The 14,794-nt window shown below is 73.7% G+C and carries 12 protein-coding genes; 9 read left to right on the top strand and 3 right to left on the bottom strand.

Going from position 1 to position 14,794, the window contains the following annotated elements:
* Positions 1-16: 16 nt before the first annotated feature.
* Positions 17-1,732: a cell division protein PerM gene (locus tag ACZ6NC_RS10135; RefSeq protein WP_465730913.1), complete on the top strand. Its 1,716-nt coding sequence runs from the start codon at positions 17-19 to the stop codon at positions 1,730-1,732.
* 22 nt (positions 1,733-1,754) lie between these two features.
* Here ACZ6NC_RS10135 and ACZ6NC_RS10130 read toward each other — a convergent pair whose 3' ends face one another.
* Positions 1,755-2,396, bottom strand: a complete 642-nt coding sequence (locus ACZ6NC_RS10130) for a hypothetical protein (protein WP_465730912.1) — start codon at positions 2,394-2,396, stop codon at positions 1,755-1,757.
* Between the two features lie 377 nt (positions 2,397-2,773).
* Here ACZ6NC_RS10130 and purN point away from each other — a divergent pair, with 377 nt between their 5' ends.
* Positions 2,774-3,433, top strand: coding sequence for a phosphoribosylglycinamide formyltransferase (gene purN / locus ACZ6NC_RS10125; protein ID WP_465730910.1), 660 nt, complete (start codon positions 2,774-2,776; stop codon positions 3,431-3,433).
* Positions 3,430-5,007 (top strand): bifunctional phosphoribosylaminoimidazolecarboxamide formyltransferase/IMP cyclohydrolase, encoded by a 1,578-nt coding sequence (gene purH, locus ACZ6NC_RS10120; protein WP_465730908.1) that lies wholly within the window; start codon positions 3,430-3,432, stop codon positions 5,005-5,007. Before purN ends, purH begins: the two co-directional genes overlap by 4 nt.
* A gap of 72 nt (positions 5,008-5,079) precedes the next feature.
* On the opposite strand, the gene ACZ6NC_RS10115 is transcribed toward purH, so the two are convergent.
* Complete coding sequence (locus ACZ6NC_RS10115; RefSeq protein ID WP_465730906.1) at positions 5,080-5,823, bottom strand: RDD family protein; 744 nt, start codon at positions 5,821-5,823, stop codon at positions 5,080-5,082.
* A gap of 539 nt (positions 5,824-6,362) precedes the next feature.
* Here ACZ6NC_RS10115 and ACZ6NC_RS10110 point away from each other — a divergent pair.
* The 6 genes from ACZ6NC_RS10110 (at position 6,363) to ACZ6NC_RS10085 (ending at position 11,941) form a co-directional block, all read left to right on the top strand.
* Positions 6,363-7,217: a bifunctional methylenetetrahydrofolate dehydrogenase/methenyltetrahydrofolate cyclohydrolase gene (locus tag ACZ6NC_RS10110; RefSeq protein WP_465730904.1), complete on the top strand. Its 855-nt coding sequence runs from the start codon at positions 6,363-6,365 to the stop codon at positions 7,215-7,217.
* A 20-nt stretch (positions 7,218-7,237) separates the two neighbouring features.
* Positions 7,238-7,660, top strand: coding sequence for a DUF3017 domain-containing protein (locus ACZ6NC_RS10105; protein ID WP_465569407.1), 423 nt, complete (start codon positions 7,238-7,240; stop codon positions 7,658-7,660).
* Positions 7,661-7,872: 212 nt separating this feature from the next.
* Positions 7,873-8,865 (top strand): malate dehydrogenase, encoded by a 993-nt coding sequence (locus ACZ6NC_RS10100; protein WP_465730902.1) that lies wholly within the window; start codon positions 7,873-7,875, stop codon positions 8,863-8,865.
* A gap of 131 nt (positions 8,866-8,996) precedes the next feature.
* Entirely contained in the window at positions 8,997-10,319 is a 1,323-nt protein-coding gene (locus ACZ6NC_RS10095) for a hemolysin family protein (protein ID WP_465730900.1), read from the top strand.
* 30 nt (positions 10,320-10,349) lie between these two features.
* Complete coding sequence (gene trpS / locus ACZ6NC_RS10090; RefSeq protein ID WP_465730898.1) at positions 10,350-11,390, top strand: tryptophan--tRNA ligase; 1,041 nt, start codon at positions 10,350-10,352, stop codon at positions 11,388-11,390.
* Positions 11,391-11,452: 62 nt separating this feature from the next.
* A complete protein-coding gene (locus ACZ6NC_RS10085; protein ID WP_465730896.1) occupies positions 11,453-11,941 on the top strand; it encodes a 2'-5' RNA ligase family protein in 489 nt (162 codons plus the stop codon).
* A 7-nt stretch (positions 11,942-11,948) separates the two neighbouring features.
* Here ACZ6NC_RS10085 and ACZ6NC_RS10080 read toward each other — a convergent pair whose 3' ends face one another.
* Positions 11,949-14,447 carry a CDP-glycerol glycerophosphotransferase family protein gene (locus ACZ6NC_RS10080; RefSeq protein ID WP_465730894.1) on the bottom strand — a complete coding sequence of 833 codons (2,499 nt, stop codon included), beginning with the start codon at positions 14,445-14,447 and terminating at the stop codon, positions 11,949-11,951.
* Positions 14,448-14,794 lie beyond the last annotated feature (347 nt).

Below are 14,794 nucleotides of genomic sequence, written 5' to 3'. Positions count from 1 at the left end.
TGGCACCATGAGGCGCATGACGCAGCTGATGGGCCGTCCGATCGTGGAAGTGCCGCGGGAGCTGGGCGGCAGGCCCGTCCTGGCCGACGTGCTCACCGGGGTGCGGACGGCGCTGCTCGGCCTGGCGGTGGTCGCGGTGCCGGTGCTCGGGCTCTGGGTGATGACCCCGTACGCGGACGACGGTGCGGCCGGCGCCGTCCGGCTGGCAGGTGTGCTCTGGCTGCTCGGGCACGGCGCGCCGGTGCTGCGCGGCGCCGCGGACGCCCCGCTGACCGTCACCCCGCTGCTGCTCGGCCTGCTGGCGGTGGGGCAGCTGTACCGGGCGGGCGCCCGGGTGGCGGCCCGGCGTGGTCCGCGGCCGCGCTGGAGCGGCCCGTCGGCGGTGTGGTGCGGCTACTGCGGGGTGGCGGTGGCGGTGGTGGCGCACTGTTCGGGCGCCGGGCTGTTCCGCGCGCGGGTGCTGCCGGACGTGCTGGTGGTGACGGTGCTGGCCGCGGCCGCGACGGCGGCCGGTGCCCGGACGGCGCGCCGCGCGGGGGGCGGCCCCGGACAGCCGGGGGTGCACCGGCCGGTGTCCTGGTGGCGGGCGCTGGACCGGGTGCCGGCCTGGGCCCGGCCCGACGGCGGAGCGGCGGTTGTCCGGACGGCGGCGCTGGCGGCCGGGGCGGGGCTGGTCGCGGCGGGCGCGGCGGTGCTGGCCGTGGCGGCGGGGCTGGACGCGGTGGACGGCACCGGTCAGGCGATGGCGGCGCTCGGCCGTGGCCCGGCCGCGGTGGCCGGGCTGCTGCTGCTGAGTGTGGCGCTGCTGCCGAACGCGGTGCTCTGGGGCGCGGCGTACGCGCTGGGACCGGGGTTCGCGGTGGGGGCGGGGACGGTGGTGGCGCCGGCCGGGACGGTGCTGGGGCCGGTGCCGGAGTTCCCGCTGTTCGCGCTGGTGGCGGAGCCGGGTGCGGGTGGCTGGCGGCTAACGGCCTGTCTGCTGCCTGCGCTGGCCGGGGTGGTCCCGGCCCTGCTGCTGGGCCGGGCGGCGGCGGACGGCGCGAGCCGTACGGACGCTCAGGCCCCGGCCGGCCGGCCCTTCGGGGCGGGCGCCCCGTGGCACCCGGTGGCGACGGGTGTCGCCGTGCTGGCGGCGGCGCTGCTGACCGGGGTGGCGGCCGGGGTGCTCGGCTGGCTGTCCGGCGGCGCGCTGGCGGGCGGGCGGATGGCGCAGTTGGGGCCGGTGCCGTGGTGGACGGGCCTGGCGGCGGCGGGGTGGGTCGCGGCGGTGGCGGTGCCGGGCGCGCTGCTGGTGCGGGCCCGAGCACTCGGCTGGGCGTGGGGCGGGGTCTTGGGCGGGGCGTCGGCCCGGCCCACCGGCCGGGGCGGCACCGCGGACGGCCGCGTCACCGCGTACGAGGGTGGCACCGCGGACGGCGGCGTCACCGCGCACCAAGGCGTCACCGTGGACGGCGGTGTCACCCCGGACGGCCGCGTCACCGAAGGCCGGGGTGGCACCGAGGACCGGGGGAAGGCCGCCGGGGCCGGCACCGCGCTCGCCGGCCACACGCGCCGGGCCGCGCTGCTGCTGCGGGCCCGCGCCTACGCGGTGGTGCTACGGCTGGGTGCGCCCGCGGACGGGGCAGGCGGAACGGACGACACCGACGACACCGACGGCACCGGCTCCGCCCCCGGCACCGACGACACCGACGACACCGACGGCACCGGCTCCGCCCCCGGTTCCGGGGAGTGACCGCCCCACCGGCCGGGGGCGGCTACTCGTTCTTGGTCGTGATGTCCACGTACCACTTCGGCGCCAGCCGGTCGCAGTTGTCCGCACCGGTGGTGGTGAGCGAGTCCCGGACGCATGTGACGTAGTCGTTGTAGTACAGGCTGAGCCCGATCACCGAGGAGACGAAGACCAAGGTCATCGCACCGGTGAGGACCCCGGCGAGCGCCGCCGGGGTGAGCGGGTTGGGTGCGCCGGCCTCGGTGGCGGCGGCGGGTGCCGTGGCGGAGGTCCCGGCCGGCTTGGGGGTGCGCATCGCGCCGACGCCCCAGACGATGGCGAGCGCGCCGACGAACAGGGCGACGTAGTGCAGCGCGGCGAACGCGCAGACCAGCGAGGCCATGCCGGCCAGGGCCGCGTTGCGGGCCTTGCGCTGCGCCGGGTCGCTCGGGTCGAGCTTGGGCGGTTGCGGGGCCGGCGGCCGGGGGTGCCAGCCGCCGCCCTGGTAGCCGGGGCTCCACGGGTGCGGCGGGGGGACCTGCGGACGCTCGTCCGGGCCGCCGTCACCGTCCGGCGTGTCCGAGCCATCGGCGGGCCCGGGGTTTCGCGGCCGCCACGGCTGGTCCGGGGCATCCGCCGGCGGCGGCGCGAAGGGGTTGCGCTCGCCGGTGTCGTCACCGCTGCTCATGGTTCAGCCATTCCTTCTCGGTCGGTGGGGCGGACGCCCGCGCCACCCTATGATCCCGCAGCCGCCCGCGGGCACCCTTCGGGCGGACGGCGGGCGTTTGAGGACAGGCCCTGCGACCGGGGTACCCGCCCGGGTGCCGGTGCCGGCGGGCCGAGGAGATCCCCGTCTCAACTACGCGCGTAGCGCCACCGGGCCGTTTCGGAGGCCGTCCGACCTGCCGTTATCGTGGTGACGGTCAGCAGCTCACAGAGGTTCCCGGGGCCCGCGTCGCGGCGGGTTCTCCTGATGTTCCCCCTTGCTCGACCTGCCGTTCGTAGTGGCCCCACCACCGGTGGACGTACCAGCGGGCGGCGCCCCGACCTACGGAGAATCGCGCAGTGGCCGCCGCCCCCGCTCAGCTCTTCCCACCCCGCACGCCCGGACCGGCCCGCCTGGTGGTGCTGGTCTCCGGCTCCGGCACCAACCTGCAGGCGCTGATCGACGCCGCCGCCGACCCGGCCTTCGGCGCCGAGATCGTCGCCGTCGGTGCCGACCGCGACGGGATCGCCGGCCTGGAGCGCGCCGAGCGCGCCGGCCTGCCGGTCTTCGTGCACCGGGTGAAGGACTTCCCCGACCGGGCCGGCTGGGACGGCGCGCTGACCGCCTCCGTCGCCGCGTACGAGCCGGACCTCGTGGTCACGGCCGGCTTCATGAAGATCCTCGGCCCCGGCTTCATCGAGGCCTTCGCCGGGCGGATCGTCAACACCCACCCCGCACTGCTGCCCGCCTTCCCCGGCGCCCACGGCGTCACCGACGCGCTCGCGTACGGGGTGAAGGTCACCGGCTGCACCGTCCACCTGGTCGACGCCGGTGTGGACACCGGGCCGATCATCGCGCAGGGCGTCGTCGAGGTCGCCGACGCCGATCACGCCGATGGCGGCGAAGCGCTGCACGAGCGCATCAAGACTGTCGAGCGCAAGCTGCTCGTCGACATCGTGGGCCGGCTGGCCCGCGAAGGTCACCGCATCGAGGACCGAAAGGTATGGATCCCGGCATGAGTGCCAGCTCCACCACCCCCCCTGTCTCCGAGAACGTCCGTCCGATCCGTCGCGCGCTGATCAGCGTGTACGACAAGACCGGTCTGGAGGAGCTGGCCCAGGGCCTGCACGCCGCCGGGGTCTCCATCGTCTCCACCGGCTCCACCGCCGGCCGGATCGCCGCCGCCGGCGTGCCGGTGACCGAGGTCTCCGAGCTGACCGGCTTCCCGGAGTGCCTGGACGGCCGCGTGAAGACGCTGCACCCCCGCGTGCACGCCGGCGTTCTCGCCGACCTGCGCCTGGAGTCGCACCGCGCACAGCTGGCCGAGCTGGGCGTCGAGCCCTTCGACCTGGTCGTCGTGAACCTCTACCCGTTCAAGGCCACCGTCGCCTCCGGCGCCACCCCGGACGAGTGCGTCGAGCAGATCGACATCGGCGGCCCGAGCATGGTCCGCGCCGCCGCCAAGAACCACCCGTCGGTCGCCGTCGTGGTCGACCCGGCCCGCTACGGCGACGTGCTGAAGGCCGTTCAGGAGGGTGGCTTCGACCTGGCCACCCGCAAGCGCCTGGCCGGCGCCGCGTTCGCGCACACCGCCGCGTACGACGTCGCGGTCGCCTCCTGGTTCGAGGCCGGCTACGCGCCCAGCGACGAGCGATTCCCCGAGTTCCTCGGCGCCACCTGGGAGCGGCAGAACGTGCTGCGCTACGGCGAGAACCCGCACCAGGGCGCCGCGCTGTACACGGACGGCAGCGGTGGCCTGGCCGGCGCCGAGCAGCTGCACGGCAAGGAGATGTCGTACAACAACTACGTCGACACCGATGCCGCCCGCCGCGCCGCGTACGACCACGCCGAGCCGGCCGTCGCGATCATCAAGCACGCCAACCCGTGCGGCATCGCGACCGGCGCGGACGTCGCCGAGGCGCACCGCAAGGCGCACGAGTGCGACCCGGTCTCCGCGTACGGCGGCGTGATCGCGGTCAACCGCCCGGTCACCGTCGAGCTGGCCGAGCAGATCGCCCCGATCTTCACCGAGGTCGTGGTGGCCCCGGGTTACGAGGAGGGCGCCGTCGAGGTGCTCGCCCGCAAGAAGAACCTGCGCGTGCTGGTCGCTCCCGAGGCGCCGGCCAACCGCCAGGAGGTGCGCCCGATCTCCGGCGGCGTGCTGCTCCAGGAGACCGACCGGGTGCACGCCGAGGGCGACGACCCGTCGACCTGGACGCTGGCCACCGGTGAGGCGCTCACCGAGGCCGAGCTGGCCGAGCTGGCCTTCGCCTGGCGGGCCTGCCGGGCCGTCAAGTCCAACGCGATCCTGCTGGCCAAGGACGGTGCCTCGGTCGGCGTCGGCATGGGTCAGGTCAACCGGGTCGACTCCTGCAAGCTCGCGGTCGAGCGGGCCGGCGAGCGGGCCAAGGGCTCGTACGCGGCCTCCGACGCGTTCTTCCCGTTCGCGGACGGGCCGGCGATCCTGATCGCCGCCGGCGTCAAGGCCATCGTCCAGCCCGGCGGTTCGATCCGCGACGAAGAGGTGATCGCGGCCGCGGCCGAGGCCGGCGTGACCATGTACCTCACCGGCACCCGTCACTTCTTCCACTGATGACGGTGTGACAGACGGAGCGGCCCGGCTCCCCCTCGTGGGGAGCCGGGCCGCTCTGCTGCGTCCGGTGCGTTACTTCTTGACCACCACGGTGCCGGCGGCACGGTCGTGCCAGCCCTGCAGCTTCCCGGTGTTGTCGAAGAACGGGGACAGGTAGACCAGCAGCTGGCCGATGCCGCACAGCAGCGAGCCGACGCTCGGGATGATGAAGCGGATGAAGCCGCCGCCCACGCCGGGGTTCTGGCCGGTGTTCTCCTTGACGACCCGCAGGCCCATGGCGAACTTGCCGAGCGTCGCGCCCGTGAAGGCCACCAGCAGCCACTCGTAGAGCAGGCCGACCGCCATGAACAGGCCGAACATCACCATCAACGTGACGAACCAGCCGGTCGCGGCCTGCGAGTTCTGGTGCACGCAGTCGTAGTAGGCCGAGTTGGAGCCGGTGTAGGACGAGCCGTATTCGAACTTCGAGCTGCAGTCCTGCTGGTCCTTGGCGACGCCCATCGCGCCGACGACGCCGAACAGCGTGAAGACGGCGTAGAGCGCGCCGAAGAACAGGCCGTCGATCAGCCGGGCGGCGAACCGCTGCCCCATGGTGGCGATCTTCACCGTGCCCAGCTGGGCGATGTTGATGTAGCCGTTGTTCGCCTGGATGGTGCCCGGCATCGGCGCGTAGCCGTACGCCTGCTGCTGCGGCACGCCGTAGCCCGGGGCCGGGGGCTGCTGGGGGTAGCCGTAGCCCGGGGCCTGCTGCGGGTAGCCGTAACCGGGCTGCTGCGGCTGGCCGTACGGGTTGTTCGGGTCGGGCGGGTAACTCATCGATGCCTCCGGGCAGGATGTGGGGACAGGGGACGGGACAGCCGAGGACCCGGACCGGACCGGCGGGGGAGGGCCCGCCGGACGGACGGGACGATAGCGGAGCGCGGTGACATCGGGGGCGCGCGGATTCGGGCGCCCGCCGTCGCGGCTCAGGACCGTGAGGACGGTGGGAGTCGGGGCGACGGCGTGAACGGGAACATCGACGGCTGCGGTCCTGGCAACATGCGGCCGTGGCGGTCTGGCGGCACGGCGTGGTGTGGTCGGCTCACTCTGTTCTTCCCCCGGGTACGCCCCCGCCGGTGTGTCCGTCGGCCCGTCACCGGGCCGGAGGCGGCAGGGAATGCCCGCTCATCGTCAACCGGACGGCCCGGTGCTGTCCAGCCGCGGCCGCGCACCGGGCGGGACTGTGGCGCAACCGCAACGTGACCCGCACGTTCCGTATCGGACGGCGGCCGTTGCGGCAGCCGTTGCGGTGGGGAGCGCGGCGGCGGGCACCGGGGCTGGCGCGGCAGGTTGCCGCGATCCGGGAGAATGGGGTCATGACTGCCCAGATTCTCGATGGCAAGGCCACCGCGGCCGCGATCAAGTCCGAACTCGCCGCCCGCGTGGCGGCCCTCAAGGCGAAGGGCGTCACGCCCGGCCTCGGCACCGTCCTGGTCGGCGACGACCCGGGCAGCCGCTGGTACGTCAACGGCAAGCACAAGGACTGCGCCGAGGTCGGCATCGCCTCGATCCAGCGCGAACTGCCCGCCACCGCCACCCAGGAGGACGTCGAGAACGTCGTCCGCGAGCTCAACGCCGACCCGGCCTGCACCGGCTACATCGTCCAGCTCCCGCTGCCCAAGGGCCTCGACCAGAACCCGGTCCTGGAGCTGATGGACCCGGACAAGGACGCCGACGGCCTGCACCCCACCTCGCTCGGCCGCCTCGCGCTGGGCATCCAGGGCCCGCTGCCGTGCACCCCGCTCGGCATCGTCGAGCTGCTGCGCCGCCACGACGTCGAGATCGACGGCGCCGAGGTGGTCGTGATCGGCCGCGGTGTCACCGTCGGCCGTTCGATCGGCCTGCTGCTCACCCGGCGCAGCGAGAACGCCACCGTCACCCTCTGCCACACCGGCACCCGTGACCTCGGCTACCACCTGCGCAAGGCCGACATCGTCGTGGCCGCCGCGGGCGTGCCGCACCTGGTCAAGCCGGAGGACATCAAGGCCGGCGCGGCCGTCCTGGACGTCGGCGTCAGCCGCAGCGAGGGCAAGATCGTCGGCGACGTGCACCCCGGCGTGGCCGAGGTGGCCGGCTGGATCTCCCCGAACCCCGGCGGCGTCGGTCCGATGACCCGCGCCATGCTGCTGAACAACATCGTCGAGGCGGCCGAGCGCCGCGCCGGCATCTGACACCAGAGGGACGGCGAGCCATGAGCAATCGACCGGTGAGGTCTCGGCGCAGGCCGGTCAAGACCACCGGCACCCTGCCCCCCGAGGGGTCGGCCGCGGCGCTGGGGCGTGAGCACGCCCTGCCGGTGCGCCAGTGGCCGATAACGCTGGTCCTGCTGGTGGTCGGGGCCGGGCTCGCCGTGACCTGGTTCGCCGACTTCAAGGACGGCTTCAAGTACGGGCTGCTGATCCTCGGCGGCGGCGTGCTGCTCGGCGCCCTGCTCCGGCTGGTCCTGCCCGAGGTCGGCATGCTGGCGGTGCGCAGCCGGTTCACCGACGTGATCGTGCTGTCCTTCCTGGGCCTCTCGATCGTGCTGCTGACCCTGGTGGCCCAGCCCAACCCGTGGCTGGAGATGCCGCTGCTCGACAACATCGGCCAGCTGATCGGCCGTCCGCGCCGCTGACAGCCGCGCCGCGCCCGACCGGCCCCGACGGCCCCCGCCTGGAGACTCCGGGCGGGGGCCGTCGGCTGTGACCTATCAGCCATGACCGCACACGCGGCGTACGCTTCGCTTTGCGATAACCTGACGCGGGTCTCTCGATGTCGAGAGACCGTCCTCGGCTCCAGTGCGCCGGTGTGCCTGGGGCACCTGGCGATTTGCTGGAGAAGGTAGAAATGACCCGCACCCCCGTCAACGTCACCATCACCGGAGCGGCCGGCCAGATCGGCTACGCGCTGCTCTTCCGCATCGCCTCGGGCCACCTGCTCGGCGCCGACGTGCCGGTGAACCTGCGCCTCCTGGAGATCCCGCAGGGCGTCAAGGCCGCCGAGGGCACCGCGATGGAGCTCGTCGACTGCGCGTTCCCGCTGCTGCGCGACATCACGATCACCGACAACGCCAACGAGGCCTTCGACGGCGCCAACGTCGCACTGCTGGTCGGCGCCCGTCCGCGCACCGCGGGCATGGAGCGCGGCGACCTGCTGCAGGCCAACGGCGGCATCTTCGGCCCGCAGGGCAAGGCCATCAACGACCACGCCGCGGACGACATCAAGGTCCTGGTCGTCGGCAACCCGGCCAACACCAACGCCCTGATCGCCCAGCGCAACGCGCCGGACGTCCCGGCCGAGCGCTTCACCGCGATGACCCGCCTGGACCACAACCGCGCCCTCGGCCAGCTGGCCCTGAAGACCGGCGCCGCCGTGTCCGACATCAAGCGCGTCACCATCTGGGGCAACCACTCGGCCACCCAGTACCCGGACATCTTCCAGGCCGAGATCGCCGGCAAGCCGGCCTTCGAGGCCGTCGGCGCCGACCAGGCCTGGCTGGAGGGCGACTTCATCCCGACCGTCGCCAAGCGCGGCGCGGCGATCATCGAGGCCCGTGGCGCCTCCTCGGCCGCCTCGGCCGCCAACGCCGCCATCGACCACGTCCACACCTGGGTCAACGGCACCGCCGAGGGCGACTGGACCTCCATGGGCGTCGTCTCCGACGGCTCCTACGGCGTCCCGGCCGGCCTGATCTCCTCCTTCCCGGTCACCACCAAGGACGGCAAGTTCGAGATCGTCCAGGGCCTGGAGATCTCCGACTTCTCCCGCGGCCGCATCGACGCCTCGGTCAACGAGCTGGTCGAGGAGCGCGACGCCGTCCAGGCCCTCGGCCTGATCTGAGCGAAGCCACGCCGACGCACACGGCCCGCCGTCTCCCCAGGAGGCGGCGGGCCGCGCTTCGACCGTCCGGCACCTGGTGGGCCGCGCTTCGAGCGCCCACCAGGTGCCGGACGGTCCTAGGATGACCCCCCGTGAGCGAAACCATCGAGGACGCGGCGCTCGTTCTCGTCTTCATCATGCTGGGCGGCCTGTTCAACGTCGCCGAGATCTCGCTGATCTCGCTGCGCGAGGGCCAGATCCGGTCGCTGGAGGCACGCGGTACCCGGCGGGCCGCCCGGGCGGCGCACCTGGCGGCCGACCCGAACCGGTTCCTGGCCGCCGTCCAGGTCGGGGTGACCTGCATGGGTTTCCTGTCCGCGGCCTTCGGAGCGGACACCCTGGCGGGCAAGCTGGCCCCGGTGTTCGTCCGGGCAGGGCTCTCCGAGGGCGTCGCCGACGCGGTCTCGCTGGTCGGGCTGACCCTGATGATCAGCTACGTCTCGCTGGTGCTCGGCGAGCTCACCCCCAAGCGGATCGGCCTGCAGCGGGCCGACTCCATCGCGCTGCTGGCCGCCCCGGTGGTGGACGTGATGTCGGTGGTGCTGCGCCCGGTGATCTGGCTGCTCGGGCACTCCACCAACCTGATGGTCCGCCTGTTCGGCGGGGACCCGGCCGCCGGGCGCGGTTCGATGAGCTCCGAGGAGCTGCGCGGGCTGGTCGCCGCCAACACCGAACTCGGCAGCGATGAACGGGCGTTGATCGCCGACGTGTTCTCCGCCGGGGAGCGCCAGCTGCGCGAGGTGATGGTCCCGCGCACCGAGGTGACCTTCCTGGACGCCGAGCGCCCGCTCGCCGAGGTCCGCGAGCAGGCGAGCTCCTCGCCGCACTCGCGCTACCCGGTGGTCGAGGGCAGCTACGACGCGGTGACCGGCTTCGTCCACGTCCGCGACCTGTACGGGGCCCGCGGCGAGCAGGCCGCGAAGGTCCGCGACCTGGCCCGGCCGGTCAAGCTGCTGCCCGGCACCAAGCGGGTGCTGGAGGCGATGGGCGAGATGCGCCGGGAGGGCCACCACCTGGCGATCGTGGTCGACGAGTACGGCGGCACCGCCGGCATCGTCACCCTCGAGGACCTGGTCGAGGAGGTGATCGGCGAGATCCGCGACGAGTACGACTCCCAGGAGCCCAGCACCACCCGGCAGCTGGCCGGCGGCGGCATGGAGCTGGACGGCCTGCTGAACCTCGGCGACTTCACCGAGGAGACCGGCGTCACCCTGCCCGAGGGTCCGTACGAGACGGTGGCCGGCTGCCTGGTCGCCGCGCTGGGCCGGCTGCCGGCCGACGGTGACCAGGTCAGGATCCCGGTGGGTGCGGAGGAGGTCCGGCTGACGGTGGCCAAGCTGGAGGGCCGGCGGATCGCCCGGGTCAGGGTGAGTGCGGTCACACTGGCGGAACCTCCAGGCGCAGACGTTTCCTGACCGGTCGCTGGAACTGGAACAATGGCCCGCATGGTCAACGCAGCGGTCACTGGTCCGGTCAAGGACCGTCCCCGGGTTCTCTCCGGCATCCAGCCCACCTCCGGCTCGTTCCACCTCGGCAACTACCTCGGCGCGGTCCGCCAGTGGGTCGACCTGCAGAAGGAGAACGACGCCTTCTACATGGTCGTCGACCTGCACGCGATCACCGTCGAGCAGGACCCGGCGACGCTGCGCCAGAACACCCGGATCTCCGCCGCCCAGCTGCTCGGCGCCGGCCTGGACCCGGAGCACTGCACGCTGTTCATCCAGTCCCACGTGCCCGAGCACGCGCAGCTCGGCTGGGTGATGAACTGCCTCACCGGCTTCGGCGAGGCCTCCCGGATGACCCAGTTCAAGGACAAGTCGGCCAAGCAGGGCAGCGCCGGCACCTCGGTCGGCCTGTTCACCTATCCGATCCTCCAGATCGCCGACATCCTGCTCTACCAGGCGGATGCCGTCCCGGTCGGCGAGGACCAGCGCCAGCACGTGGAGCTCACCCGCGACCTCGCGGAGCGCTTCAACACCCGCTACAGCCCGACCTTCACGGTCCCGAAGCCGTACATCCTCAAGGGGACGGCGAAGATCCAGGACCTCCAGGACCCGGGCGCCAAGATGAGCAAGTCGGCCTCCTCGGCCAAGGGTCTGGTGAACCTGCTCGACGAGCCGAAGGTGAGCGCCAAGAAGTTCAAGAGCGCCGTCACCGACACCGGCACCGTCGTCTCCTACGACGAGGAGGAGAAGGCCGGCGTCTCCAACCTGCTGCGGATCCACTCCGCGCTCAGCGGCCAGTCGATCGAGCAGCTGGTCGCGCACTTCGAGGGCAAGATGTACGGCGCCCTGAAGACCGAGCTGGCCGAGCTGTTCACCGAGTGGGTGACGCCGTTCCAGCAGCGCACCAACACCTTCCTGGACGACCCGGCCGAGCTGGACCGCCTCCTGGCGATCGGCGCCGAGAAGGCCCGGGAGGTGGCGTCGCAGACGCTGGAGACGGTGTACGACCGGATCGGCTTCCTTCCGGCCGCCAAGCGGTGACGCAGCTGACGAGCCGGCCCGATGGTGGCGACCTCCCGGAGGTCGTCACCATCGGCGTGTCCGTGAGCGTCCCGGATCCGTACGGCTCGGCGATCCAGGACGCGCGGGCCGGGCACGGCGATCCGCTGGCCCGGTCGATACCCACGCACGTCACCCTGCTGCCGCCGACCGAGGTGGCGGCCGCGGAGCTGCCGAAGATCGAGGAGCACCTGGCGTCGGTGGCCGGCGAGCACCGGCCGTTCCGGATGCTGCTGCGGGGCAGCGGCACCTTCCGCCCGGTCTCCCCGGTGGTCTTCGTCCGGGTCGAGGAGGGCGCGCAGGAGTGCCGGCTGCTGGAGGCGGACGTCCGCTCCGGCCCGCTGGCCCGGGAGCTGGCCTTCCCGTACCACCCGCACGTCACGGTGGCGCACGGCCTGCCGGAGGACGTGCTGGACCAGGCGTACGAGCAGGCCCGGGGCTTCCGGGCGGCCTTCACGGTGCCGGGCTTCAGCCTCTCCCGGTTCGACGCCGACGAGGTCTGGCGGCCCTGGCGGGCCTACGCCTTCTCCTGACGCGGGTTCAGCCCCCGCCGCCGAGTCCGAGCATCCGGTCGACCACCCGGCGGGCGGCGCCCCCGTCGTCCAGCCCGCAGTGCGTGGCCCGGAACCGGCGGTAGCGCTCCTCGTACCCGGCGGGCAGCGCGGCACCGCTGTCGGCGAGGCCGCGCAGCGTGGCGAGCAGTGCGGGTGAGGTGGGGACGAGCGGCCCGGGGGCCTGCGACTCGAAGTCGAAGTAGAAGCCGCGCAGGGTGTCGCGGTAGTGCTCCAGGTCGTAGGTGAAGAAGAGCACCGGGCGGCCGGTGATCGCGAAGTCGAACATGATCGACGAGTAGTCGGTGACCAGCACGTCCGCGATCAGCAGCAGCTCCTGCACGTCGGGGTAGTCGCCGCAGTCGTACAGGAAGCCGTCGCCGGCGCCGGCCAGCGGCTCGCGGACGTGCACGTGCGGGCGGACCAGCAGCACGTGGTCGTGGCCGAGGACGCGCCGGGCGTGGCCGAGGTCGATCCGCAGGTCCAGTCGGAAGCCGTCGCCGTTGGCGCGCTGCTGGTCCTCGCGCCAGGTCGGGGCGTACAGCACGACCCGCCTGCCGTCGGGGATGCCGAGCCGGCGGCGGACGGCCGCGGCGTGCCCGGCGTCCGGCCGGGCCAGTACGTCGCCGCGCGGGTAGCCGGCCTCCAGGATCTCGCCGTCGTAGCGGAAGGCCCGGCGCAGGATCGGGGTGGCGAAGGCGCTGGGGGAGAGCAGCAGGCTCCACTGCGGGGTCTCCCGGTCGAGCGCCTCCAGGTAGCCGTGGTCGGCCAGCCACGGGTTGTCGACGTCGTGGGCGATCCGCTTGAGCAGCGAGCCGTGCCAGGTCTGCACGACCACCTGGCCGGGGCGGCGCTCCAGGAAGTCCGGGAGGTGCGTGTTGCCGACCAGGTAGCGGCTGGTGGCCAGTGCCCGGTACCACTCGGGGCTCCAGATCCGTACCGCGCGGATCCCGGCGGGCAGTTCGGCCTGGGCGTCGTCGACCACCCAGAGGTGTTCCAACGGGGTGCCGCGGCGGGCGAGTTCGGCATGCACGGCGCGCGGCGAGTCGGAGTAGCCGCGGCCGCCGAAGACGTCGTACAGCACGGCCTCGCGCAGCGGCTCGCGGCGGGCGGCGGGGTAGCCGGCGGTGAGCTGGCGGGCCTGTGCCCAGGCGCTGCGCTCGGTGGCGGTGAGCACCGGCGTGGAGTCCACCAGCAGGGTGTCGTGCCAGCGGCGCTGGAGCAGGATCCGCTTGCCGCCGGCCCGGGTGGCGGCTGGCAGGGCCGGCAGGACGGCGGGGGCGGCGATCAGCGGGCGCTGCGGGCCGCTGCGGCCGGCCGGCCGCAGCGTGGCCTCCCAGATGCCCTTGCGCAGCGGCAGGGCGGCGCCGTCGGAGCCGGTGCGGGTGGCGGGAAGCCGGATCCGGAAGCGGCCGTCGTCGCCGTGCTCGACCGGGTGGCGGACCTCGCCGGCGGTGCCGCCGTGGCGCAGCACGAGTTCGAGCGGCCCGGCGCCGGGGCAGCGGCCGGTGAGTTCGAAGCCCTCCGCCCGGACCGCGATCCGCTCGACGTAGCCGGCGGCGGGCTGGACGCAGAGCTGGAGCCGGCCGTCGGCCAGGTGCTTGAGGTAGAGCGCCCGGTCGTGCGGCCCGGGCAGCAGGTGCTGGCCGGCGACCGGGCCGCCGCGCTCGTCCAGGGTGAGCTGCTCGGCGGAGCCGTCCGGGCGCAGCAGGTCGGCGTCCCAGTGCTCCAGGTCGCCGGTGCCGCAGCCGTCGGCGGTGAACGGCCGGTACGGCAGGTGGACGGCGAAGGTGTTGCCGGTGCGGGCGACCGGGCGCAGCTGGACGGCGTCGCTCTCCCGGTGGCGCAACCGCAGGACGGTGCCGGCCGGGCACTGGTCGGCGGTGCCGCGCAGGTCGAGGCCGTCCGGGTCGGGGGCGGCGTGGGTGAGCCGGACGCCGGGGCGTTCGAGCCGCAGCCGCAGCCGGCCGTCGGCGAAGTGCGGCTGGAGGCGGACGTCGTGGTCGACCCAGCGGGCGGGCGGGTACTCGCCGGAGCCGCACCAGTGCGGGGCGAGCGCGCCGTACTGGCGGCGCAGCCGGGCCGGGCGGGGGCGGGTGAGGAGGGTGGCCCCGATCCGCCAGTCGCCGAGCAGCCACTCCTGGCCGCGGCGCAGCCGGCGCGGCTCGATCAGGGCGGTGAAGCCCGACCAGTCGTGGTTGTGGTCGGGCTGGGCGCTGTCGTCGGTGACCTCGGGCAGCCGGCGGGGTCTGGACCGCAGGTGGACGGGCGGCTCGTCCTCGTCGCGGTGCAGGGTGAGCCAGGTCCAGGCGGAGCCGGGGCGGGCGGTGTCCAGGTCGTGGGGGCGGGCGAAGCCGGTGAGTTCGAGACCGCGGGCGGTCCAGCGGGCGCGCAGCAGGCCGAAGGTGGCGTCCTCGTCGCCGGGCGGCAGGCCGTCGCCCGCCCGGGGGTCGGCATGCGGCAGGACGAGCCGGGTGAGGACAGGCATGCGGTGGCCCTTCGGGAGGGGATCCCGGCCCATGGCGGTGGCCCGGGGGCCTTCGTGCCGAGCGGCTGGTCGGACGGGGCCGATTCGATATCCCATACCGAAATGACATGTGGGGTCAACTTTACGGTCCGGCCAAATTGCTGGGAGATTCGTTTGCGAAACATGAGTTCGAATGCAATGCGGCCGTAAAGGACAGATTCCTTTCAGGCAGCTCCCAGAAAAGCCCGGAGGGGGGGGGGGGGGGGGGGGGAGGGGGGGGGGGTGGGGGGGGGGGGGGGGTGGGGGGGGGGGGGGGGGGGGGGGGGGGTGGCGATAGCCTCACGCGGGCTGATGACGAAGAACTCGGC

The sequence above is a fragment of the Kitasatospora sp. NPDC041988 genome, from assembly GCF_055588525.1.
This window is presented reverse-complemented; position numbering and strand designations above follow the sequence as displayed.

Bases quoted from the DNA above. Each gene is read 5' to 3' on its own strand.
- ACZ6NC_RS10135 (WP_465730913.1), top strand. From the start codon at position 17: ATGACGCAGCTGATGGGCCGTCCGATCGTGGAAGTGCCGCGGGAGCTG.
- ACZ6NC_RS10130 (WP_465730912.1), bottom strand. From the start codon at position 2,396: ATGAGCAGCGGTGACGACACCGGCGAGCGCAACCCCTTCGCGCCGCCG.
- purH (WP_465730908.1), top strand. From the start codon at position 3,430: ATGAGTGCCAGCTCCACCACCCCCCCTGTCTCCGAGAACGTCCGTCCG.
- ACZ6NC_RS10115 (WP_465730906.1), bottom strand. From the start codon at position 5,823: ATGAGTTACCCGCCCGACCCGAACAACCCGTACGGCCAGCCGCAGCAG.
- ACZ6NC_RS10110 (WP_465730904.1), top strand. From the start codon at position 6,363: ATGACTGCCCAGATTCTCGATGGCAAGGCCACCGCGGCCGCGATCAAG.
- ACZ6NC_RS10105 (WP_465569407.1), top strand. From the start codon at position 7,238: ATGAGCAATCGACCGGTGAGGTCTCGGCGCAGGCCGGTCAAGACCACC.
- ACZ6NC_RS10100 (WP_465730902.1), top strand. From the start codon at position 7,873: ATGACCCGCACCCCCGTCAACGTCACCATCACCGGAGCGGCCGGCCAG.
- trpS (WP_465730898.1), top strand. From the start codon at position 10,350: ATGGTCAACGCAGCGGTCACTGGTCCGGTCAAGGACCGTCCCCGGGTT.
- ACZ6NC_RS10080 (WP_465730894.1), bottom strand. From the start codon at position 14,447: ATGCCTGTCCTCACCCGGCTCGTCCTGCCGCATGCCGACCCCCGGGCG.